Origin of the sequence: Caballeronia sp. GAFFF1 (assembly GCF_023630705.1) — a bacterium.
Lineage (GTDB): Bacteria > Pseudomonadota > Gammaproteobacteria > Burkholderiales > Burkholderiaceae > Caballeronia.
Genome location: NZ_JALQEM010000025.1, coordinates 140116 through 163676 on the forward strand (window position 1 = coordinate 140116; position 23561 = coordinate 163676).

A 23561-nucleotide genomic window follows, 5' to 3' on the forward strand; every position below is an offset into this window, starting at 1 on the left:
GTGGATGGCAGCTTTTTGCCGGGATCGCCGTGCCTGCTGCCGTTTGTTTTGAATTTGTCTGAACCGGGCGCCGCAAGTCTCAACCGATCGTCATCAAATTCGCGTTACCGCCCGCCGCCGCCGTGTTCACGCTCACCGAGCGTTCCGTCAGCAGACGTTCGAGCGCGTAGTCTTCGCCGTCGTGGCCAGCGTCGGCGAACGTGCCCGCCGCGACGCCCTGCACCGATACGATCGGCCCCGGGCGTTTCGCGACTTCCTTCACGAGCGACAGCAGTTCGTCACTGTCGCCTTCGAACAGCACGGCATCGTAACCGGCTGCCGGATCCTTGCTCACCGACGCATGCGCTTTCAGCGACGGCGGCAGCGACGCCACCAGCTGCTCGCCCGCCGATCCCGCGAAGAGCGCCTTGTTGCCTGTGGCGAGCACCGCGGCGAATTGCGCGCGCGCGCCGCTCGCCGTCGATGCCACGCAGAACACCGTCCCCCGCGCGCTCAACGAATACGTGTTGCGCTCGCCCGTCGGACCGGACAGCACCGCCGTCGCGCCCGCGAGCACATGTTGCAGATAACCGTCGCAACGCGCGGCCGTCTGCGGATCGCGCTCGCCGATGGCCCAGTCGCGCAACGCGGTGAGCGCGGCGGCGGGCGTATTGGCGGACGGCGTTTCGTCGACGACCAGCGTGCTCGCGAGCGACTTCGGCAAGCCGGTCGGGCGCTTGGCGAGGAGCCGCTGCAAGTACAGCGCGCCACCCGCCTTCGGACCCGTGCCCGACAGACCTTCGCCGCCGAACGGCTGCACGCCGACGACTGCGCCGATCACGTTGCGGTTCACGTAGATGTTGCCCACGTGCGCGCGCTGGATCACATGCGCGATGGTTTCGTCGATGCGCGTGTGAATGCCGAGCGTGAGTCCGTACCCCGTCGAGCGAATTTGGTCGAGGAGTTTATCAAGAGACGCACGGCGGTAACGCACCACATGCAGCACCGGCCCGAACACTTCGCGCTTCAGCTCGTCGATGCTTTCCAGCTCGATGAGCGTCGGCGGCACGAAGGTGCCTTGGGCGCACGCATCGGGCAGCGGCTGCTGCACGACCTTGCGGCCCTTCTCGCGCATCGCCGCGATGTGCGCGTCGATGCTGCGCTTTGCGTCGGCGTCGATCACGGGACCTACATCCACCGACAGGCGGTCCGGATTGCCCACGGCGAGTTGTTTCATTGCGCCGGTCAGCATGTCGAGCGTGCGGTCGGCGACATCGTCTTGCAGACAGAGAACGCGCAGCGCCGAGCAGCGTTGACCGGCCGAATCGAAGGAAGACTGCATCACGTCCGCGACGACCTGCTCCGCGAGCGCCGACGAATCGACGATCATCGCGTTCTGGCCGCCGGTTTCGGCGATCAGCGGGATCGGGCGGCCCTCGGAATCCAGCCGCTCCGACAGCGTCTTATTGATGAGGCGCGCGACTTCCGTCGAGCCGGTGAACATGACGGCACGCGTGCGGGCATCCGCGACGAGCGCCGCGCCGACGGTCTCGCCATCGCCCGGCAGCAGTTGCACCGCGCCCGCCGGCACGCCGGCTTCGCGCAAGATACGCACGGCTTGCGCGGCGATGAGCGGCGTCTGCTCGGCGGGTTTCGCGAGCACCGGATTGCCCGCAGCAAGCGCGGCCGCGACCTGACCCATGAAAATGGCCAGCGGGAAATTCCACGGGCTGATGCACACCACGGGGCCGAGCGGGCGATGCGTGTCGTTCGAAAACTCCGCGCGAATCTGCGACGCGTAGTAGCGCAGGAAATCGACGGCTTCGCGAATTTCCGCGATCGCGTTCGGCAGCGATTTGCCCGCTTCGCGCACGACGAGTCCCATCAGCGTGTGCATCTGCGCTTCGAGCAGGTCGGCGGCGCGCGAGAGGCAATCGGCGCGGTCTTCGACGGGCGTCGCCTGCCAGATCGGCGCGGCGGCCACCGCGTTCGCGAGCGCGGCGCTCACCTGTTGCGACGACGCTTCGACCACGGTGCCGACCACATCGCGATGGTCCGCCGGATTGCGAATCTCGCGTGCGACGCCGTTTTGCGGGTCGTCGCGTTCCAGCATCGGCACGGCCTGCCACGGATGATTCGCGCTCGCGAGCAGCGCCGACGACAGCGACGCCAGCCGATGCTCGTTCGACAAGTCGAGGCCCATCGAATTGAGGCGCTCGTTGCCGTAAAGCTGGCGCGGCAGCGGAATCTTCGCGTGCGGCGCGCCGAGCGGCGTGATGGCTTGCGCTTCGTCGATCGGATCGCGCACGAGTTCTTTCACCGGAACCGATTCATCCGCGATGCGGTTCACGAACGACGTGTTCGCGCCGTTTTCAAGGAGACGCCGCACGAGATACGCGAGCAGCGTTTCGTGCGTGCCGACCGGCGCATACACGCGGCACGGGCGGTTCAGCTTGTCGCGGCCCGTGACTTCCTCGTACAGCGGCTCGCCCATGCCGTGCAGGCACTGGAATTCGTACTGGCCGGGATAGTAATTCTGCCCCGCGAGGTGATAGATGGCCGACAGCGTGAAGGCGTTGTGCGTCGCGAATTGCGGATAGACGGCATCCGGCGCGCCAAGCAGCTTCTTCGCGCAGGCGAGATACGAGATATCCGTATAAATCTTGCGCGTGTAGACCGGATACCCTTCGAGGCCGTCCACTTGCGCGCGCTTGATTTCGGTATCCCAGTACGCGCCTTTGACGAGACGAATCATCAAACGATGACGGCTGCGGCGCGCGAGATCCACCAGATAATCGATCACGAACGGGCACCGCTTCTGGTACGCCTGCACCACGAAGCCGATGCCGTTCCAGCCCGCGAGTTCGGGATCGAAGCACAGTGCTTCGAGCAGATCGAGCGAGAGTTCGAGACGGTCGGCTTCCTCGGCGTCGATGTTCAAGCCGATGTCATAGCGGCGAGCAAGTTGCGCCAGCGCGCGCACGCGCGGCAGCAGCTCGCTCATCGTGCGCTCTTGCTGCGAACGCGAGTAGCGCGGGTGCAGCGCAGACAGCTTGATCGAAATGCCCGGGCCTTCGTAGATGCCGCGCCCGCCGGCCGCCTTGCCGATCGCGTGAATGGCCTGCTCGTACGACGCGTAGTAGCGCTGCGCGTCTTCTTCCGTCGTCGCGGCTTCCCCGAGCATGTCGTAGGAATAGCGGAAACCGCGCGCTTCGAACTTGCGGCTGTTCGCGAGCGCTTCGGAGATGGTCTCGCCGGTGACGAACTGCTCGCCCATCAGACGCATCGCCATATCGACGCCCTTGCGGATCAGCGGCTCGCCGCCCTTGCCGATCATGCGCGTAAGCGCCGACGAGAGGCCGGCTTCGCTGTTCGTCGTCACGAGCTTGCCGGTGATCATCAGGCCCCACGTCGCGGCGTTGACGAACAACGACGGCGCCTGGCCCATGTGCGAGCGCCAGTCGCCCTTGCTGATCTTGTCGCGGATGAGCGCGTCGCGCGTGGCGCGATCGGGAATGCGCAGGAGCGCCTCGGCGAGACACATCAGCGCGACGCCTTCCTGACTCGACAGCGAGAATTCGTGGATCAGACCTTCGACGCCGCCGCCCTTGCTCTTCGCGCGCAGCGTTTCGACGAGCTTCGTCGCGAGCTTTTCGGTGTCGGCGGCAACGGTGGCCGGCAGTCGCGCCTGACCGATCAGAAACGGCACGCACTCGGGCTCCGGACGGCGATACGCCGCCGTGATCGCCGCGCGCAGCACGGACTGCGGTTGCACGTTCTGCGCGAATTCGAGGAAAGGGTGCGGCGCGCCGTCTTCGTCGCCGTCGACAGTCGCGGCGTCGCTCATTTCCGATGTGCCGTTCACGCCCGAGAGTTCCGGCGGAAGCTGGCCGTGCTCGATCCGCTCGAGATACGCGAAGATTGCCTGCTTGATGAGCCAGTGAGGGGTGCGTTCCAGTCGCGTGGCGGCGTCTTTCAGCCGGGACCGCAGCAAATCGTCGACTTTCACGCCAAGGGTTGTGCTCGCCATAATTCCTTCGTTTGCCGGTCACGCTTACCCGGCCAGGGACCTAAAAGTTGGCGAATCGTACTCCGCTGATATAAAAGGTGCAACCAGCATTTTCAAGACGGTTGCACCGCGCCGAAACCCTTGATCGGCGGGCTTCTCCGTGGTTTTTCCGATGCTTGTCCGGTGGCGGAATTCGCCTAGTAGTTTCCCTAACCCACGCTTTTTTGGGACAACCCCTAAGTAAATGAGTCCCCGCTGCCGATATAAAGCGATGCGCGCCGTCCGGCGCTACAAAAGCAGCTACGGGGAACAACAACATGAGCACGTGGATGGTGGTGGTCGGGGTTTGGGCGATGTTCGCGCTTTGCGTGGTGCTGTTCGTGCGCGGGGCGTCGTCGCGTACGCACCATGTCGACGATACGCGCGACGAGGCGACGCCGGTTCGCGGCGGCGCGGAGGCATCGCGCGCGAAAGTCTGACGGCGCGGGCGGCCCGCCGCGTTTACACGTCGAGCGGGTCGACTTCCACGTTCCAGCGCAGCACGCCTTTGAGCGAGCGCAGCACCGGCTGCCACGCTCGCAGCGCCATTTGCAGCGCGGCGCGCGAGCCGCTTTCCAGCAGCAGTTGCGCGCGGTGCACGTTGAACACCTTGACGATGGTGAGCGGCACGGGATCGTAGACGGTCACGCGGTCCGCGCCCGGCAACGGCGCGAACGCGGCGGCGGCTTCTTCGAGAAACGCGATCGCGGCTTCGAGCGTGCGGCCTTCGGCGCGCAGCATCGCCTGATAGACGAAGGGCGGCAGGCGCGCGTCCCGTCGCTCGGCAAGCGTGGCGTTCGCGAATCCGACGTAGTCTTGTCGCGACAGCGCGAGGTAAAGCGCGTGGCGCGGGTAACGCGTCTGGATCAGCACTTCGCCGGGCAGCCCGGCGCGGCCGGCGCGGCCGCTCACCTGCGTCAGTTGAGCGAAAAGCCGCTCGCTCGCGCGGAAGTCGTGCGAGAAGAGCGCCGTGTCCGCGTTCAGCACGCCGACGAGCGTGACACGCCGGAAATCGTGTCCTTTCGCGATCATCTGCGTGCCGACGAGAATATCGACCTCGCCCGCGTGGACGTCGGAAAACAGCGCCTGCGCGCTGCCTTTGCGGCGCGTGCTGTCGGCGTCGATGCGCAGCACGCGCGCGCCCGGCACCACGCTCGCGAGCGTTTCCTCGACGCGCTGCGTGCCACGGCCCATCGGCGCGATGTCGATGTTGCCGCAATCCGGGCACGACTTCGGAATGCGCGATTCCCAGCCGCAATGGTGGCAGCGCAGCGCGCGCTCCGGCTTATGCAACACCGCATACGCGCTGCAACGCGGGCAGCCGGCAACCCAGCCGCAGGCATCACACGAGAGGATCGGCGCGTAGCCGCGTCGGTTCAGAAAGACGAGGCTCTGCTCGCCGCGCTCAAGCCGCGATTTCAGCGCCGCGATGAGCGGCCCCGACAGCCCTTCGACTGACGCCCGGCCGCGCCTGTGCTCTTCTTCCAGATCGATGAGCCGCACGGTCGGCAGCACGGCGTCGGACACCGCGCGGCGCGTCAACGTGAGTCGCGTGTAGCGGCCCTGCTCGGCCTGCCACCAGGTTTCGAGCGAGGGCGTCGCGGACCCGAGCACCACCGGAATCTCCAGTTGCTTCGCGCGATACACCGCCAGATCGCGCGCCGAGTAGCGCAAGCCTTCCTGCTGCTTGTACGCCGGATCGTGTTCCTCGTCGACGACGATCATCGCGAGGTTCGGCATCGACGCAAGAATGGCGAGCCGCGTGCCCAGCACGATCCGCGCGCTGCCGGTGTGAGCCGCGAGCCAATTGCGCGCGCGCTCGCCTTCGGCGAGACCGCTGTGCATCGTGACGATGGAATCCGGCGCGAGCGCGGCGAATCGCTGGCGAAAAGCAGCTTCGAACTGCGGCGTGAGATTGATTTCCGGGACAAGGACGAGCGCCTGCGCGTCGCGCCGCGCTGCGAGCAATGCGGCCAGCGCGTGCAGATAGACCTCGGTCTTGCCGCTGCCGGTGACGCCGTGCAGCAGGAACGGCGCGAAGCCCTGCGCGCCCGCGATGGCGTCGACGGCTTCCCGTTGTTCGTCGGTGAGTTGCGGAAGCGACGCCCCGCCGGTTGGCGATGACGGCTCGTCGGGCCGTGCAGGTTCGCCTTGCGCGGCGCGTTCGATCCAGCCGCGCGCGAGCCAGTCGTCGAAAGTAGCGGACGCCTTCGGATGCATCGCGCGAGCGTCGGATACGGTCAACAACTCATGTTCCGCGAGCGCCGCCGCCAGACGGCGCAGCGCGTGGGCGCGCACGGGCAGCGCGTCCGGGAGCGCATCGTGACCAGCGGGCAGCAGCCGAAAGCGCTCCTCGACCGCGAGCAGCCGATTCCAGCGCGACGCGTCGCGCAAGGCCTGCGGAAGCGCCGGCAGAGCCACTTCGCCCAGTCCGCGCTGGTAATATTCCGCCGCGAAATGCGCGAGCGCGATCCACTGTGCGGAGAGCGGCGGGCATTCGAGACAGATGCGCGTCACGTCGCGCAGCTTGCTGGGCGGCACCTCGGTCGCAGACGTGACTTCGCAGATCAGCCCGACGACGTCGCGCCGTCCGAACGGCACCTCGACGAGTGCGCCGACGGCCGGTTCCCCCGCCAGCGCGTAGCGGTAGTCGAACAGCACGGGCATGGGCTGATCGACGGCAACACGCACGAAGAGGTCCGTCATTGTGCGAAGCGCCCGCGAGAGGCGGCACGGCGGCCGTGCGACGGCGGCGTAAGGCGAGCCGGCTCGAACTTGAAGTGGAATGTCAAAGTCGGCGAGAAGTGGCCGGTTTTTTCTAGTTTTCCGCTGCTTTCCACAGCCCTGTGGATAACTTTGTTGAGAAGTTCCGCGCGGCCCGCCGCAAAGAATGTCACGGATCGCTTATGTGCGTTTGCCCACATATCGGACAAGACTCTTATAAGTTGTTTTAAATCAGCGAGTTACTTCTAAAATAGCCGGTTTTTATGGCCTGCGCCCGTCGATACGTCTGATGGCGCGACGCAACGAACAAAATGTGCATAAGTCCACCTTGACATCGCGAGAGACCGCGAACGGCGGGCGATTGCCCTTGCACCGGTGCGCGCGTCGGCCGAGGCGCGTGCCGGCGTACGCTGCACCGCAGCATGGCCGACTATCGCGCGACGCCCCGCCCGCGCATGTAGCGGCTGTATTGATGCACCTCATCGACCAGTTCCGCGACGTGCTCGGGCGGCGTGAACTGCGAAATGCCGTGTCCGAGGTTGAACACGTGGCCCGGAAAATTCCCGAAGCTGTCCAGGACGCCCCGCGCTTCGGCGCGAATCGCTTCGGGTGGCGCGAAGAGCACGGCCGGATCGATATTGCCTTGTAGCGCGACGCGACCGCCAACCCGCTCACGCGCCGCGCCCAGATTCACCGTCCAGTCGAGGCCGACCGCATCCACGCCCGTGGCGGCGATCTCGTCGAGCCACAGGCCGCCGCCCTTCGTGAACGTGATGACCGGCACGCGCGCCCCGTCGTGCTCGCGCTTCAGACCCGCGACGACCTTCCCAATGTAATCCAGCGAGAAGCGTTGATACGCGCCGTCGGCAAGCGCCCCGCCCCACGTATCGAAGATCATGACCGCCTGCGCGCCCGCCTCGATCTGCGCGTTCAGATACGCCGTCACGGCCTGCGCGTTGATGTCGAGAATGCGGTGCATGAGGTCGGGCCGCGCGTAAGCCATCGCCTTCACGGTCCGGTGATCGTCCGAGCCGCCGCCTTCGACCATGTAGCACGCGAGCGTCCACGGGCTGCCGGAAAAACCGATGAGCGGCACCTTCTGGCGGCCTTGCGCGTCGGTGAGCGCGCGGCGGATCTGGCTCACGGCGTCGGTCACATAGCGCAGCGTCGCGTCGATGTCCGGCACCGACAGACGCTTCACGTCCTCTTCAGTGCGCACCGTGCGTTCAAAACGCGGACCTTCGCCCTGCACGAAGTTCAGGCCGAGGCCCATCGCGTCAGGGACGGTAAGGATGTCGGAGAAGAGAATCGCGGCGTCGAGCGGATAGCGTTCGAGCGGTTGCAGCGTGACTTCGGTCGCGAAATCCGGATTCTTCGCGAGGCCGAGGAAACTGCCGGCGCGCGAGCGCGTGGAGTTGTATTCGGGCAGATAACGGCCCGCCTGACGCATCAGCCAGATGGGCGTGTATTCGGTCGGCTGGCGCAGCAGCGCACGCAAAAAGGTGTCGTTGAGAAGTGTGTGTGCCACGTCGCTCGGTGCCGAAGCCTGAAGAATCGTCCATTCTACCGGACCGGCTGCCCGTTTTCGCGGCAGCGCGGCGGCAAATCGGCGCGCGTGGCGGGCTTTTCGAGATGATTTGCAGACGCACGGACGCTCGTTATCATCGATGGCCGCCGGCGTCGTCGCGGCCCATCACAACTAGAACCAGGAGCATCGATGAAACGCATGTCCTTCAGTCTTGCCGCCTGCGCGCTGACTTGGCCGCTTCTCGCATCGAGCGTCGCCGACGCCCAGACCGTTCAGGGCGGCAGCGTCGTGCAGGCCGCGCCCGCGTACGGCTCGCGGCTCGACGAAGTGCTCGCGCGCCACACGCTGCGCGTCTGCACGACCGGCGACTATAAACCGTATTCGTTCTTGCGGCCGGACGGTCAGTTCGAAGGCATCGACATCGATCTCGCGGACAGTCTCGCGAAGTCGCTCGGCGCGAAAGCCGAATATGTGAAGACGTCGTGGTCGAATCTGATGAACGACTTCGTCGCGAAGTGCGATCTCGCGGTGGGCGGCGTGTCGACGACGCTCGAGCGGCAGAAGCGCGCGTTCTTCACCGCGCCGTACATGGAAGACGGCAAGACGCCGATCGTGCGTTGCGGCGACGTCGACAAGTATCAGACCGTCGCGCAGATCGACCAGCCGAATGTGCGCACGATCGTCAATCCGGGCGGCACCAACGAACGGTTCGCGAAGCAATACTTCTCGCACTCGCAACTGATCGAGTATCCGGACAACGTGACGATCTTCAAGCAGATACTCGACGGCCGCGCCGACGTCATGGTCACGGACGCCTCCGAGACGCTGCTTCAGCAGAAGCTGAACCCCGGTCTGTGCTCAGTGCATCCGGACAAGCCATTCCAGTTCGGCGAGAAAGCGTATCTGCTGCCGCGCGGGGACGTCGCGTGGCAGCAGTATGTGGATCAGTGGCTGCACCTCGCGCGCTCGACCGGCGAGTTTCAGACTGTCGTCGATAAGTGGTTGAAGTAACGCGTTAGCGTTCCGCGTGCAGCAGTTCGCCCGCGCGCTCGCCGATTCGCCGCAACCAGTCGAGCGCCGCGCCGGACTGCGCATGCAGGCGGCCGAAACCATGCGTCATGTTCGTCGCGTCGATCATCTCGACGCGACCGCCGTTCGCCTCGAGGAAGCGCTGAAGCTCGTAGGCGTCGTCGTAGAGCGGATCGTAGGCCGCCGCGACGATCAACGCGCGCGCGGGCGTTCGTTCGTACGGCTCGACGAGCGGGAACGCGCGCACGTCGTGTTCGTCGGGCGCGGCGCCGGACAGAAACTGCGTCCAGTACCAGCGCATTTCGTCGTTGGTTAAGCCCGGCCCGTTTGCGTTGGCGAGACAGCTCGGGCTGTCGAACTGGCGTCGCATCACCGGATACAACAGCAGTTGCACATTGACGAGGCCCGCCACGCGCTGGTTTGCGCCGCGCGCCGCGACGACCGCCAGATGGGCGCCCGCGCTGTCGCCGCCGACGCCCAGCCTGTCCGTCGCGAAACCGAGCCGCGAGCGATGTTCCGCCATCCACAGAAGCGCGTCCAATGCGTCGTCGCATGGCGCCGGAAACGGATGCTCGGGCGCGAGCCGGTAATCGACGCTCGCGACGGCACACTGCGCATCGCGCGCGAGTCGCGCGACGAGTCCGTCGTGCGTCTCGATGTCGCCCACCACCCAGCCGCCGCCGTGAAAGTAGACAAGCAAGGGCAGCGGTCCGTTTGCAGCCTTCGGCCGATAAATGCGCGCGGCAATCGTGCGGCTTTGTAAAGAAACGTCAATGTCCTCGACGGCGATCGCGTCGTCGCGCTGGCCTGAGTAGGCCTGCGCGACCGCCTTGAAGCGCTGACGCACAGCGGAGGCATCTGCCTCGGGTCCGAGCGGCGGGAAGGCTTCCGCGACGCGGCTGTAATACTGAAGCAGGTCCGGATCGATCGTCATGCACGTCTCCAATGAGTATTTTTCGTAGTGGCGGCGCATTGAAAACACACCAAAAAATCGTTTTCATGCGTCCGCCCGTGCTATTTTTCTGAAGAATAGCGAAAACGGCTGTCGCCGTTTAGACTGCATTTTGCACCGAGCCCGCGGGAAATGAATAAACGCGGCGATTAACTTGCAATTAATGGGCAGACATAAGGCTTTTAAGGCGAGCATGTGTCGCTCGACGATTAATAGATTCGGGTTACAACCTGAAACACTTTGTTACGGCGATAGTCAATCAATTCGCCCACAATCTGTTCAAACGGTTTCAACACGGGTGGGTCTACATTGCGTTGCGGAAATCGCAATGCAAAGTCAGTAAAGGGCGTGGCCCGGCACTCCGAATAGGGGGCATCCGTGTTGGGATCGTTCTTCGGTTTGAAGGCAGAACCGAAGCTCCCACAGTTGGTCTCCTCGCGCTAACCCCGTAGCGTGTGGTTTTTAGCGGGCTCCAGGCCCGCTTTTTTTTCGCCTCGACAAACGTTTGCGTGCGTGCGCCGCTGGCGGTTGTCGTATCGTTAGTCCATGACAGAAGGGAGCGCGCTGCGCTCCCTTTGTCGTTTGGACGGCCGTCCTCAGGCTTTGTCAGGCGGTCTTGGCTTCTGCCAGCTTCAGTTCGTCGATCATCCGCGCGCGCATTACGAACTTCTGCACCTTGCCGGTCACCGTCATCGGTAGTTCGTCCACGAAGCGGATGTAGCGCGGAATCTTGTAGTGCGCGATCTGCCCTTCACAAAAATCCCGGATTTCCTGCTCCGTCGCCTGCTCGCCCGGACGCACGACGATCCAGGCGCAGACTTCCTCGCCATATTTCGCGTCGGGCACGCCAAAAACCTGAACCGACTGAATCTTGGGATGACGGAACAGAAATTCTTCGATCTCTCGCGGATAAATGTTCTCGCCGCCGCGTATCAGCATGTCCTTTAGCCGCCCGACGATATTGCAGTAGCCCTCGGCGTCCAGCGTCGCGAGATCGCCGGTGTGCATCCAGCCATCGACGATCGCCTCGCGCGTCTTGGCTTCGTCGCCCCAATAGCCTCTCATCACTGAATAACCGCGCGTGCACAATTCGCCCGTTTCGCCGACCGGCACGATTTGCCCGAGCGCATCGACAATCTTCACCTCCAGATGCGGCTGAATGCGGCCGACGGTGGCCGTGCGCTTGTCGAGCGGGTCCGTCGTCGAGCTCTGGAACGAAACGGGGCTTGTCTCCGTCATGCCGTACGCGATGGTGATCTCGCTCAGGTGCATTTTCGACACGACGCGCTTCATCGTTTCGATCGGGCACGGCGAGCCCGCCATGATGCCCGTGCGCAGGCGGCTCAGGTCGTACTTCGCGAATTCGGGGTGATCCAGTTCCGCGATGAACATGGTCGGCACGCCGTGCAGCGCGGTGCAGCCCTCTTCGTGAACGGCGGCGAGCGTCGCAGCGGGATCGAACGCTTCGCCGGGGAAAACCATCGCCGCGCCCGCCGATACGCATGCGAGCACCGCCAGCACCATGCCGAAGCAGTGATACAGCGGCACGGGAATGCAGAGCGAATCGGCCTCAGTCAGGCGCATGGCCATCGCAATGTAGCGCGCGTTGTTGACGATGTTCCGATGCGTGAGCGTCGCGCCCTTCGGGTTGCCGGTCGTGCCGCTCGTGAACTGGATGTTGATCGCGTCGTGGGCGTCCAGTTTGGCTTCGAGCGCGTCGAGTCGCGCGGTGTCGAGCGCGGCGCGGCCCCGGCGCATCACGTCGTCGAAATTGAGCATGCCGGGCGTGGTGCTATCGCCCATGCGAATCACCGTGCGCAGCGCAGGCAGCTTGGCCGCGTGCAGGTCGTTGAGCTCGGCGTCGGACAACTCGGGCGCGAGTGCTGCGAGCATGTCGAGATACTTCGACGTCTTGAACTGCTCGGCCGCGATGATGGCCGTGCAGCCGACCTTCTGCAGCGCGTATTCCAACTCAGCCAGCCGATACGCCGGGTTGATGTTCACCAACACGGCCCCGATGCGCGCGGTGGCGAACTGCGTCAGCAGCCATTCAGCGCGATTCGGCGACCAGATGCCGACGCGATCACCCGCTTTCAAGCCGAGTTGCAACAGCGCGGTCGCCAGGGCGTCGACCTCATTGGCGAACTCACGCCACGTCCAGCGGATGCTCTGTTCGCGGAATACGACGGCCGGTCGATCTGGAAAGCGAGCGACTGTTTCCAGAAGAAAGCGCGAGACGGTGGCATCGCTGAGAGGGATATCGGTCGCGCCGCGGACATAAGAAAGGCCGTCGCGCGGTTCGATCTGCGCGCCGGCGTACGTCGGTTCGTGTGCCATCGATAGACTCCGCCCGGATGAAGGCTAACTGGAAGGCTATTTTGCATGGCGACGCGGCCAGCGGGCATTCAGTGTTACCCGCAATGCTTGTCGGTCGGATCGGTCGAGGCTTCGCGGAATCAATGGGTTAGGCCCATAGGGGAAACCTCGCGCGTCCGTTATGCAGATTTGCCGAGGGCTTGCACGCATAAAAAAAGCAGCCCGGAGGCTGCTTTTCTTATCCGCGAATGTGCGTCTCGCTCAGTGCTTCGCGTGCGCCTTGCGCAGACGCTGAATCGCTGCGAGCTGGGCCGCGGCATACGCGAGTTCGGCTTGCGCAGTAGCGTACTCGAGTTCGGATGCGTTGTTCTGCATCGCTTCCTCGGCGCGCTTCTTCGCTTGCTCGGCCTTCGCTTCGTCCAGATCGGCGCCGCGAATGGCGGTGTCGGCCAGCACGGTCACGATGCCCGGCTGAATTTCGAGAATGCCGCCCGCGACGAACACGAACTCTTCCGAGCCGTCTTCCGCCTCGATACGGACGGCGCCCGGACGAATGCGCGTGATAAGCGGCGTGTGACCCGGCAGAATGCCGAGCTCACCGGACTCGCCCGGCAGCGCGACGAACTTCGCCTGGCCCGAGAAGATTTGCTCTTCCGCGCTGACGACGTCTACTTTGATGGTTGCCATGTTGTCCAACTCCTGGGTTGAGCGCAGTTCGGGGACGCCGGCTCTTAACCGGCGCCCGCTTCGATACACCCGACCTTTACTGGATCTTCTTGGCCTTTTCGAAGGCTTCGTCGATCGTGCCAACCATGTAGAACGCTTGTTCCGGCAGATGATCGCACTCGCCATCCACGATCATCTTGAAGCCGCGAATGGTTTCCTTCAGCGGCACGTACTTGCCCGGCGAACCCGTGAACACCTCAGCGACGTGGAACGGCTGCGACAGGAAACGCTGGATCTTGCGAGCGCGCGCGACCGACAGCTTGTCTTCCGGCGACAGTTCGTCCATGCCGAGAATCGCGATAATGTCGCGCAGTTCCTTGTAGCGCTGCAGCGTTTGCTGCACGCCGCGCGTGATCGAGTAATGCTCTTCGCCGATCACGTTCGGGTCGATCTGACGCGAGGTCGAATCGAGCGGGTCCACGGCCGGATAGATACCGAGCGAAGCGATATCACGCGACAACACGACGGTTGCGTCCAGGTGGCCGAAGGTCGTAGCCGGCGACGGGTCGGTCAAGTCGTCCGCAGGGACGTACACGGCCTGAACCGACGTGATCGAGCCGGTCTTGGTCGACGTGATGCGCTCTTGCAGCTTGCCCATTTCTTCAGCGAGCGTCGGCTGATAGCCCACTGCCGACGGCATACGGCCCAGCAGTGCGGACACTTCCGTTCCTGCCAGCGTGAAACGGTAGATGTTGTCCACGAAGAAAAGCACGTCGAGACCTTCGTCACGGAAGTGCTCGGCCATCGTCAGGCCGGTCAGCGCGACGCGCAGACGGTTGCCCGGCGGCTCGTTCATCTGGCCGTACACCAGCGCGACCTTGTCCAGAACGTTCGAGTCCTTCATTTCATGATAGAAGTCGTTCCCTTCACGGGTCCGCTCGCCAACACCGGCGAACACGGAGTAACCGCCGTGTTCCTTCGCGATGTTGTTGATGAGTTCCATCATGTTCACGGTCTTGCCCACGCCCGCACCGCCGAACAGACCCACCTTGCCGCCCTTCGCGAACGGGCAGATCAGGTCGATAACCTTGATGCCGGTTTCGAGCAGTTCGGTCGACGGCGACAGCTCGTCGAACGAAGGCGCTTGCTGGTGAATCGAGCGCAGCGTGGTCGAGTCGATCGGGCCCGCTTCGTCGATCGGACGGCCGAGCACGTCCATGATCCGGCCGAGCGTCGGCTTGCCGACCGGCACGCTGATCGGCTTGCCGGTGTTCTTGACCATCGTGCCGCGGCGCAGGCCGTCGGACGCACCCAGACAGATGGTGCGGACCACGCCGTCGCCCAGCTGCTGCTGGACTTCGAGCGTCAGTTCCGTGCCTTCCAGAATGAGCGCGTCGTAGATCTTCGGCATTTCCGCACGCGGAAATTCCACGTCGATAACGGCGCCGATGCACTGTACGATCTTGCCTTCTACCAAAGCAGTAGTACTCATCGCATTTCCTTTAGATACTGTGTTCTTTCACGCGGTCAGCAAAATCAGACCGCTGCGGCGCCGCCGACGATTTCCGACAATTCTTTCGTAATCGCTGCCTGACGGCTCTTGTTGTAGACGAGCTGCAGTTCGTTGATCACTTGTTTCGCGTTGTCCGACGCCGCCTTCATCGCGACCATGCGCGCCGATTGCTCCGACGCCATGTTCTCCGCGACCGCCTGATAGACGAGCGCCTCGACGTAGCGCACGAGCAGGTCGTCCACCACGGTTTGCGCGTCCGGCTCGTAGATGTAATCCCACGACGTCTTCGGCGTTTCGCCTTCGCTCCCCTGTTTATGGAGATCGTCGATCGACAGCGGCAGAAGTTGCTCGATCACCGGCTCCTGCTTCATCGTGTTGACGAAGCGCGTGTACGCCAGGTACACCGCGTTGACCTTGCCTTCCGAATACAAGTCGAGCTGCACCTTGATCGCGCCGATCAGCTTTTCCAGATGCGGCGTGTCGCCCAGTTGCGTCACTTGCGACACAACGCGCGCGCGCAGCCGGTTCAGAAAGCCGAGTCCCTTGCCGCCGATGGCCGACGCCTCGATGGACACGCCGCTCTGATCGAGTTCCTTGATCCGGTTCAGCGACGCACGCAGGATGTTCGTGTTCATGCCGCCGCACAGGCCCTTGTCGGTCGTGACGAGGATCAGGCCAGCCGCTTTCGCGCCGTCGTTCTTCACCATGAACGGGTGACGATACTCGGGATTCGCTGCGCTCATGTGCGCTGCGATTGCGCGGACTCGGTCAGCGTACGGACGAGCGGAACGCATGCGCTCCTGGGCGCGGCGCATCTTGGATGCGGCGACCATTTCCATCGCTTTCGTGATCTTGCGCGTGTTCTGCACGCTCTTGATCTTGCCGCGAATTTCCTTCATTCCAGCCATTGCTTACTCCTTGATCGAAGCCGCGCGGCGTGCATCCGATGATGCGCCGCGCGTTGCTCCTCAGTCCCGATCAATAAGCGCCCGACTTCTTGAAGTCCTTCAGCGCGGCATGCAGCGCGCCTTCGTCGTCCTTCGACAAGTCTTTGTTGTCTTCGATGCGCTTAATCAGATCGGCATGGCTCGTCTTCAGGTATTCGCGCAGGCCCTTTTCGAACGGCAGCACTTGCGCAACTTCCAGATCGTCGAGATAGCCGTTGTTGGCCGCGAACAGCGCCACCGACAGTTCCCACACTTGCAGCGGCTGATACTGCGGCTGCTTCAGCAGTTCCGTCACGCGACGGCCGCGCTCCAGCTGCTTGCGGGTCGCTTCGTCGAGGTCCGACGCGAACTGCGCGAACGCCGCCAGTTCACGATACTGCGCGAGGTCGGTACGGATACCGCCCGACAGCTTCTTCACGACCTTGGTCTGAGCCGCGCCACCGACGCGCGACACCGACACGCCCGCGTTGATCGCAGGGCGGATACCGGCGTTGAACAGGTCGGTTTCCAGGAAGATCTGGCCGTCGGTAATCGAAATCACGTTCGTCGGAACGAACGCGGTCACGTCGCCGGCTTGCGTTTCGATGACCGGCAGCGCCGTCAGCGAACCGCTCTTGCCCTTCACTTCGCCGTTCGTAAACTTCTCGACGTACTCTTCCGAGACGCGAGCCGCGCGCTCGAGCAGACGCGAGTGCAGATAGAACACGTCACCCGGATATGCTTCGCGGCCCGGCGGACGGCGCAGCAGCAGCGAAATCTGACGATACGCCCATGCTTGCTTGGTCAAGTCGTCGTAGACGATCAGCGCGTCTTCGCCGCGATCGCGGAAGTATTCGCCCATCGTGCAGCCGGCGTACGGCGCGAGGTACTGCATGGCCGCCGATTCGGAAGCCGAAGCCGCGACGACGATGGTGTAAGCCATGGCGCCGGTTTCTTCGAGCTTGCGCACCACGTTCATGATCGACGAAGCCTTCTGGCCGATCGCGACGTAGATACAGATGAGGTTCTTGCCCTTCTGGTTGATGATCGCGTCGACAGCCACGGCGCTCTTGCCGCACTGACGGTCGCCGATGATCAGCTCGCGCTGGCCGCGGCCGATCGGCACCATCGCGTCGATCGACTTCAGACCCGTCTGCACCGGCTGCGACACCGACTTACGCCAGATCACGCCCGGCGCGATCTTTTCGATAGCGTCGGTCATCTTGGCGTTGATCGGGCCCTTGCCGTCGATCGGGTTGCCGAGCGCATCGACCACGCGACCGATTAGTTCCGGGCCGACCGGCACTTCGAGAATGCGGCCCGTCGTCTTGACGATGTCGCCTTCCGTGATGTGCTCGTACTCACCGAGAATAACGGCGCCGACGGAATCGCGTTCGAGGTTCAGCGCAAGACCGATAGTGTTGCCCGGAAACTCGAGCATTTCGCCCTGCATCACGTCCGACAGGCCGTGAATACGCACGATACCGTCGGTCACGGAGATCACGGTGCCCTGGTTGCGAACGTCCGCGCTCGCTTCAAGGCCCTGGATCCGGCTCTTGATCAGCTCGCTGATCTCAGAGGGATTGAGTTGCATTATTCGCTCCTGATAGTCAATTCTGTTGCGTGCCAGCTAAGGCGCTTCCAAGAAGCGTCAGGCGGTGAGCGCCGTCTGCATGCTGGCTAGGCGCGCGCGGACCGAGGTATCGAGCACTTCGTCGCCGACCGTCACGCGAACGCCGCCGATCAGCGACTGATCGATTTCGACGATCGGTTTCAGCTTGCGCTCGAACTTGCGTTCGAGGCTTGCGACCAGGTCGTTCAACTGTGCGCCTTCGAGGGGGAACGCGCTGACGATATGCGCGTCGGCCGCACCTTCACGGGCGTTCTTCAGTTCGTCGAACTGGACGGCGATTTCCGGCAGCAGCGGCAGACGATGGTTGTCCACCAGCATGCGCACGAAGTTCTTTGCCTGAGCGTTGCCCTGAGCGAGCGGCGACTTCACCGCGGCGAGCAACAAGTCGGTGATCTGCTCGCGGCTCACTTTCGGGCTCGAGGCGACCGATTCCACTTCGGGCAGACGCGCAACCTGTGCCAGCTCCTCGACGAAGGTGGACCAGCCCGCGAGATCGCCGGTTTCGGCCACGCGGAACAGCGCTTCTGCGTAAGGACGAGCGATGGTTGCAAATTCGGCCATGATCAGAGCTCGGTTTTGAGTTGATTGAGCAGATCGGCATGAGCCTTCTGATCGACTTCGCGCCGCAGAATTTGCTCTGCGCCCTTCACGGCCAGCGCCGCGACTTCGGCACGCAGAGTTTCGCGCGCCTTGACGATTTGCTGGTCGGCGTCCGCCTTGGCCTGCGCGATGATGCGCGCGGCTTCGGCTTGCGCGTTGGCCTTGATTTCTTCGGCGACGGCGGCGGCGCGCTTCTCGGCGTCAGCAATGCGCTGCTGGCCGTCCGTGCGCGCCTGCGCGAGTTCCTGGTCGACGCGCTTGTGCGCGGCTTCCAGTTCCGCCTTGCCCTTGTCGGCGGCGGCGAGGCCGTCGGCAATCTTCTTCGAGCGCTCGTCGAGGGCGTTGATCAACGGCGGCCACACGAACTTCATCGTGAACCACGCGAGGATCAGAAACACGACCATTTGCGCAAACAGGGTTGCGTTGAGATTCACGGTGTTTCCTTAAACGTTGCTTGATCGGAGAGTGAAACGGTTAAAAGGCGCTAACCGGCTGTTGTGCTCGATCAGCGCCTCACCCGTTCCGTTCTGCGTCCTGTCAAAAAATCGGACGCGCACTTCCGAGAAACCTCAGCCTGCGAGACGCGCGAGCAGCGGGTTCGCGAACGCAAACAGCATTGCCACACCAACGCCGATCAGGAACGCCGCGTCGATCAGACCAGCCAGCAGGAACATCTTGGTCTGCAGCGGGTTCATCAGTTCCGGCTGGCGGGCGCACGCTTCAATGTACTTGCCGCCCATCAGACCGATACCGATACAGGCGCCGATTGCACCCAGGCCGATGATAATGCCGATACCGACGGCGGTCAGACCCTGGATGTTGGCGATGAAAGCTTGCATGATCACTCCTTTGATTAAAGACTTTGGAACTGGATTTATAAAAATTAAAACTGTGATTCTTTGACGATTCCGGACCCCGGCACGCTCACGTTAGTGCGTGTCATGCGCCTGGCCGAGATACACCAGCGTCAGCATCATGAAAATGAAGGCCTGCAGGAACACGATCAGGATGTGGAACACTGCCCACACCGTGCCCGCGATCACATGGCCAATGAAGCCGAGCACGGACAGGTTCGCACCGAAGGTCCACATGCTGCCGAGAAGCGCGATCAGCAGGAACAGCAGCTCGCCGGCGTACATGTTGCCGAAAAGTCGCATGCCGAGGGAAACCGTTTTGGCGGCGAACTCGATGATGTTCAGCGCGAGGTTCGGAAGCCACAGAACCGGATGCGAGCCGAACGGAGCGGACAGCAGTTCGTGCACGAAACCGCCGGCGCCCTTGATCTTGATGTTGTAGTACAGCATCAGCAGCAAGACGCCCAGCGCGATGCCAATGGTGCCGTTGAGGTCGGCCGTCGGCACGATGCGATGATGCGGAAGCGCGTGCTCGAGCCCGAGCCAGCCGATCACGCGGCCAGGCAAGTCAACGGGGATGAAGTCGAGCGAGTTCATCAGCGCGACCCAGACGAACACGGTCAGCGCGAGCGGCGCGATGAAACGGCGGCTGCCGTGGATCATCGACTTCGACTGGTCTTCGACCATCTCCACGAGCATTTCGATTGCGCACTGGAAACGGCCGGGGACGCCGGACGTCGCCCGACGAGCCGCGAGGCCCAGAATGATGATGGTCAAAAGGCCGCATACGATGGACCAGAACAGCGTGTCCAGATTCCAGACGTGGATGTCGAAGATCGACGTCTGCGGATGCGTGGAAAGATTCTGCAAGTGGTGCGCAATGTACTCGGACGGATCCAGAGCGTGCGTTCCTTCGCTAGCTGCCATATCGTTAAAGCCACCCAAATTGTCAAAAATCTTTCGCCGCCTTCGCTTCCGAGCCGCCGCTTCGCGTCGCGGCTCCGGGGCGAGAGGCCCGTGTGCGGAACGCGTTCCGCACTCATGTTCATGCTACCTACGGCCACGCTGCGCCGCACTTACCCGGGAGGTCATGAAGACCGGCCGGCGCAGCGTCATCGCAGCGCCATGGCGACCCAGTACGCTTTCAGCGCGACGATGTACGTGACGAGCAACGGCAGCCACAGCGCGCTCTTATACCAGAGCGCGACGGCGACGAACATAGCAATCGTCGCTCCCATCTTGACGCCTTCGCCGATCATCCAGCTCATGATCGTTTCGGCACCGCTTTTCGCCTTCAGCCGCGCGGCGAACAGAGCCGCGGGCACCCAGGCAATCGCTCCTCCCAGGAAGGCGGACAGCGCAGCATCGCCCGGCGGCTTGTAAAACAGCCACCAAAGCAGCGTCGCACCCAGGGACAAAACCATTTGCGCCGCCACGACGCGATACGGCGTGACACGCGATGGACGACTCACTTCCGGGCCGAACAGCTTTTCTGCCTGATCCCGTGTGAGCGGAACGATATTGTTATCTTGCGCTTCGGCGTCCCACGAGTCGTCAGTCGAATTGCGCGGCTGATTTCCGGTGGCGTGGTTATCGCCGGTCGAGCGAGCACTGACTTGCATGTTTCGTTTGCGCATGTGCGTCGCATATGCCCGAGGTCGCACGCGAAGTACTCGCGCTCGGCTTCAGGCCTTCAACCCAGTGTCCGGAGAATCACCTTGCGCTTTCGCGGCGCTTTCGAGGTGGCCTAGCTGATAAATCCGGGGGATTGTAAGCGATTGTTGTCACGGATTCAATAGTTTAGGTGCGTCAAAAGCCAAGCGGACGAACCTTAAAAAACGGTCTGAGAACCGAGATTTTTCTTGCGATTGCAAGCAGATTTTCAGATTGAAACCGATTGCGTCGGGTGCTTCAAACGAGCGCCCAGCCGATGACCATGGCCACGATCCAGAAGGGTATCGACACGATGTGAAACGGCGTCCACATGCCCTTCTCGCCGGACAGACGCACGGCAATGAGATTCGCGAGCGAGCCGATTGCCACGCCGAACCCGCCGACGCTCACGCCGAACGCGAGCGCGCGCCAGTCCTTCGAGAACTCCGCGAGCACGATGGCCGCCGGCACGTTGCTGATGCCCTGCGAGAGCACCGCGCCGGCGGCGTATGCGCGCACCGGCGAGTGGATGCCGATGCGCGCGATGGCGTCGTGGATCGTCGGCAACGCGGCAGCACTGCGGAGCACGATGAACATCAGCACGAAGATGAGCAGCAGGAGGTAGTCGATCTTCAGCACGACCTCGCGTCGCCAGAGTAGAAAGCCGACGGCCAGCGCAGCCAGCGCCGGACCCGCGTGATGCGCGTCCGCCAACGCGACGAAAACGCCGAACGCGACGATGCTGATGCCGCACAGTCTCCGGTCTACGCGATGCGCCTCCGCATCGCCGGAGAGGTCGAGCGGCGTCGCGCGAAACATCGCGAAAGTCAGCGCGAACAATAACGCCATCAGCGCCGCGCACAACGGCAGCACCTTCCACACGAACACGCCGAAGGAAACGCCGCTCGTCTGCCAGAGAAAGAGGTTCTGAGGATTGCCGAGCGGTGTCAGGATCGAGCCCGCGTTGACTGCCAGCGCAATCACGATCACGAGCTTCTTGATCGGCAGCGGCGCGAGCTTGTTGAGCGACAGCGCGAGCGGGACCACGGCGAACAGCGCGACATCGTTGGTCAGCAGCGTGGACAGGCCGGCCGCCAGCGCGACGAGCAGCAGCGCGAGCCCGCGCTCGCCATGTATGTGATGCACCAGCCGATGCGCCGCCCACATTAGGAATCCTGACAATTCGATCGCTTTGGTCAGGATCAGCAGACCGGCGAGCGTGAGCACCGTCTGCCAGTCGACCAGACCCGGCAGCGCCGTCAAAGGCTGCGGACGGACGACCTCGATGACGAGCAGCGCGAGCACGAGTATCGCGAGCACCGGTTCCTTCGAAATCGTCTTCCAGATGCGTGCCGGAAAGTCGGGGCGCACGCCCTTGGCATCGAGCTCGGACAAGAATCGACCCTTGCCTTTACGCTGCTGGCGTCGGCGTTTCGATGCTGCCGCGCAGCTTCGTCAGAATGCCTTCGAGCGCGTCCAGATTGCCGAAGTCGATCGTGACCTTACCGCGCCCCCGGCCGCCGACCTTGATTTTCACGCTGGCGGCGAGCAGGTCTGACAACTCCTCTTCCAGACGACGCGTGTCGCGTCCACCGTCGCTTGGCGGGCGCGCCTTGGCGGGCGTTTGCTTTAGCGTCGCGGCAACGAGGCGCTCCGTCTCCCGCACCGACAAGCGGCGATTTACCACATGATTGGCCAACTGAATCTGCGTGGCGGCGTCGACGGACAGCAGCGCGCGCGCGTGTCCCATGTCGAGATCGCCGGCGAGCAGCATCGTCTGAACGGGCGACGCCAAATTCAACAAACGCAGCAAGTTCGACACTGCGCTGCGCGAACGCCCGACCGCTTCGGCAGCCTGCTCGTGCGTGAAGCTGAATTCGTCGAGGAGACGCTGGATGCCCTGCGCCTCTTCCAGCGGATTCAGGTCCTCGCGCTGAATGTTTTCGATCAGCGCCATTGCTGCGGCGGCCTGATCGGGGACGTTCTTCACCAGCACCGGCACTTCGTCCAGACCGGCAAGACGCGCCGCGCGGAAACGCCGCTCGCCCGCGATGATCTCGTAATGATCGTCGCCGACGGAGCGCACGAGAATCGGCTGCATCAGACCCTGCGCGCGGATGCTGGAGGCAAGCTCCTGCAACGCGCCTTCGTCCATGCGCGTGCGCGGCTGATACTTACCTGCTTGCAGTTTGTCGAGCGCCAGAACCGTCGGCGTGCCCTCGCCTCGCACGGCCTCCGTGATGTCGACGCTGCCGCCGAGCAATGCGTCGAGACCGCGGCCCAAACCCTTTTTCTTCATCACAGCGTTCATTTCGGTTCCTCCGTCGGCGTTTCCTGCCGCATCGATTGGGGTTGCAGCGCGCGCAGGCGCTCGATCATTTCCGCGCCGAACTGCACGTACGCCTGCGCGCCGCGCGACGCCTTGTCGAACACGACGCCCGGCAAGCCGTAGCTGGGCGCCTCGGCGAGACGCACATTGCGCGGGATAACGACATCGAACACCTTGTCGCCGAAGTGCGCCTTGAGTTGATCCGACACCTGCTGCTGCAGCGTGATCCGCGGATCGAACATCACGCGCAACAATCCGATCACCTTGAGGTCGCGGTTGAGATTGGCGTGAATCTGCTTGATGGTGTTGACGAGGTCCGAGAGACCTTCGAGCGCGAAGTATTCGCACTGCATTGGGATGATGACGCCGTGCGCCGCGCACAGCGCGTTCAGCGTAAGGAGCGACAATGCGGGCGGGCAATCGATGAGCACGAAGTCATAGTCTGATGCTATATCCGCGATGGCAGCGCGTAGAATGCGCTCGCGGTTTTCCATGCCGACTAATTCCACTTCCGCGCCCGCGAGTTCGCGGTTCGCCGGCAGAACATCGTAACCCACGGCTTCCGGACTCACGCGTGCTTCGCGCAACGTGACTCCATCCACCAGCACTTCGTATACTGTGTTCTCGCAGGCGGCTTTATCCACGCCGCTGCCCATCGTCGCGTTGCCCTGCGGATCGAGGTCGATCAACAGCACGCGCTGGCCGAGCCCCGTCAGACTGGCTGCCAAATTCACTGCTGTCGTCGTCTTTCCAACGCCGCCCTTCTGATTCGCGACGCAGAAGATTTTTGCCATCGTTTAATGTCCTCGTT

Annotated in this window: 19 protein-coding genes; 2 read left to right on the forward strand and 17 right to left on the reverse strand. The window is 63.3% G+C overall.

The window, feature by feature from the left end; all coding sequences use genetic code 11:
* Window positions 1–79: 79 nt before the first annotated feature.
* Window positions 80–4009: a trifunctional transcriptional regulator/proline dehydrogenase/L-glutamate gamma-semialdehyde dehydrogenase gene (gene putA / locus NCR37_RS13150; protein WP_250473352.1), complete on the reverse strand. Its 3930-nt coding sequence runs from the start codon at window positions 4007–4009 to the stop codon at window positions 80–82.
* A 296-nt stretch (window positions 4010–4305) separates the two neighbouring features.
* Here putA and NCR37_RS13155 point away from each other — a divergent pair, with 296 nt between their 5' ends.
* Window positions 4306–4467 carry a hypothetical protein gene (locus NCR37_RS13155; RefSeq protein WP_250473353.1) on the forward strand — a complete coding sequence of 54 codons (162 nt, stop codon included), beginning with the start codon at window positions 4306–4308 and terminating at the stop codon, window positions 4465–4467.
* Between the two features lie 22 nt (window positions 4468–4489).
* Here NCR37_RS13155 and NCR37_RS13160 read toward each other — a convergent pair whose 3' ends face one another.
* Window positions 4490–6733, reverse strand: a complete 2244-nt coding sequence (locus NCR37_RS13160; protein ID WP_250473354.1) for a primosomal protein N' — start codon at window positions 6731–6733, stop codon at window positions 4490–4492.
* A gap of 448 nt (window positions 6734–7181) precedes the next feature.
* The gene (gene hemE, locus NCR37_RS13165) at window positions 7182–8279 is read right to left on the reverse strand and encodes a uroporphyrinogen decarboxylase (protein WP_250473355.1); all 1098 of its coding nucleotides are present in this window, start codon (window positions 8277–8279) and stop codon (window positions 7182–7184) included.
* Between the two features lie 198 nt (window positions 8280–8477).
* Here hemE and NCR37_RS13170 point away from each other — a divergent pair, with 198 nt between their 5' ends.
* Complete coding sequence (locus tag NCR37_RS13170; RefSeq protein WP_502800524.1) at window positions 8478–9290, forward strand: transporter substrate-binding domain-containing protein; 813 nt, start codon at window positions 8478–8480, stop codon at window positions 9288–9290.
* A 4-nt stretch (window positions 9291–9294) separates the two neighbouring features.
* Here NCR37_RS13170 and NCR37_RS13175 read toward each other — a convergent pair whose 3' ends face one another.
* From NCR37_RS13175 to NCR37_RS13240, 14 genes are all read right to left on the reverse strand, one after another.
* Window positions 9295–10242, reverse strand: coding sequence for an alpha/beta hydrolase (locus NCR37_RS13175; protein ID WP_250473357.1), 948 nt, complete (start codon window positions 10240–10242; stop codon window positions 9295–9297).
* 624 nt (window positions 10243–10866) lie between these two features.
* The gene (locus tag NCR37_RS13180; protein WP_250473358.1) at window positions 10867–12597 is read right to left on the reverse strand and encodes an AMP-binding protein; all 1731 of its coding nucleotides are present in this window, start codon (window positions 12595–12597) and stop codon (window positions 10867–10869) included.
* 240 nt (window positions 12598–12837) lie between these two features.
* On the reverse strand, window positions 12838–13263 hold the full coding sequence (locus NCR37_RS13185) for a F0F1 ATP synthase subunit epsilon (protein WP_175938650.1): 426 nt from the start codon (window positions 13261–13263) through the stop codon (window positions 12838–12840).
* 76 nt (window positions 13264–13339) lie between these two features.
* Window positions 13340–14734 (reverse strand): F0F1 ATP synthase subunit beta, encoded by a 1395-nt coding sequence (gene atpD, locus NCR37_RS13190; protein ID WP_250473359.1) that lies wholly within the window; start codon window positions 14732–14734, stop codon window positions 13340–13342.
* Window positions 14735–14778: 44 nt separating this feature from the next.
* Window positions 14779–15663 (reverse strand): F0F1 ATP synthase subunit gamma, encoded by an 885-nt coding sequence (gene atpG / locus NCR37_RS13195; RefSeq protein ID WP_244847527.1) that lies wholly within the window; start codon window positions 15661–15663, stop codon window positions 14779–14781.
* A 70-nt stretch (window positions 15664–15733) separates the two neighbouring features.
* A complete protein-coding gene (gene atpA, locus NCR37_RS13200) occupies window positions 15734–17275 on the reverse strand; it encodes a F0F1 ATP synthase subunit alpha (RefSeq protein ID WP_159837343.1) in 1542 nt (513 codons plus the stop codon).
* A gap of 57 nt (window positions 17276–17332) precedes the next feature.
* On the reverse strand, window positions 17333–17875 hold the full coding sequence (locus tag NCR37_RS13205; RefSeq protein ID WP_175938660.1) for a F0F1 ATP synthase subunit delta: 543 nt from the start codon (window positions 17873–17875) through the stop codon (window positions 17333–17335).
* 2 nt (window positions 17876–17877) lie between these two features.
* Window positions 17878–18348: a F0F1 ATP synthase subunit B gene (locus NCR37_RS13210; protein WP_250473360.1), complete on the reverse strand. Its 471-nt coding sequence runs from the start codon at window positions 18346–18348 to the stop codon at window positions 17878–17880.
* Between the two features lie 135 nt (window positions 18349–18483).
* Entirely contained in the window at window positions 18484–18753 is a 270-nt protein-coding gene (gene atpE, locus NCR37_RS13215) for a F0F1 ATP synthase subunit C (protein ID WP_175938665.1), read from the reverse strand.
* A 90-nt stretch (window positions 18754–18843) separates the two neighbouring features.
* The gene (gene atpB / locus NCR37_RS13220; protein ID WP_250473361.1) at window positions 18844–19695 is read right to left on the reverse strand and encodes a F0F1 ATP synthase subunit A; all 852 of its coding nucleotides are present in this window, start codon (window positions 19693–19695) and stop codon (window positions 18844–18846) included.
* A 185-nt stretch (window positions 19696–19880) separates the two neighbouring features.
* Window positions 19881–20405: an ATP synthase subunit I gene (locus tag NCR37_RS13225; RefSeq protein ID WP_250473362.1), complete on the reverse strand. Its 525-nt coding sequence runs from the start codon at window positions 20403–20405 to the stop codon at window positions 19881–19883.
* 274 nt (window positions 20406–20679) lie between these two features.
* Entirely contained in the window at window positions 20680–21816 is a 1137-nt protein-coding gene (locus NCR37_RS13230) for an SLC13 family permease (protein ID WP_284506869.1), read from the reverse strand.
* Between the two features lie 16 nt (window positions 21817–21832).
* The gene (locus NCR37_RS13235) at window positions 21833–22732 is read right to left on the reverse strand and encodes a ParB/RepB/Spo0J family partition protein (protein ID WP_175938671.1); all 900 of its coding nucleotides are present in this window, start codon (window positions 22730–22732) and stop codon (window positions 21833–21835) included.
* Entirely contained in the window at window positions 22729–23544 is an 816-nt protein-coding gene (locus tag NCR37_RS13240; RefSeq protein WP_250473363.1) for a ParA family protein, read from the reverse strand. Before NCR37_RS13240 ends, NCR37_RS13235 begins: the two co-directional genes overlap by 4 nt.
* Window positions 23545–23561: the final 17 nt, after the last annotated feature.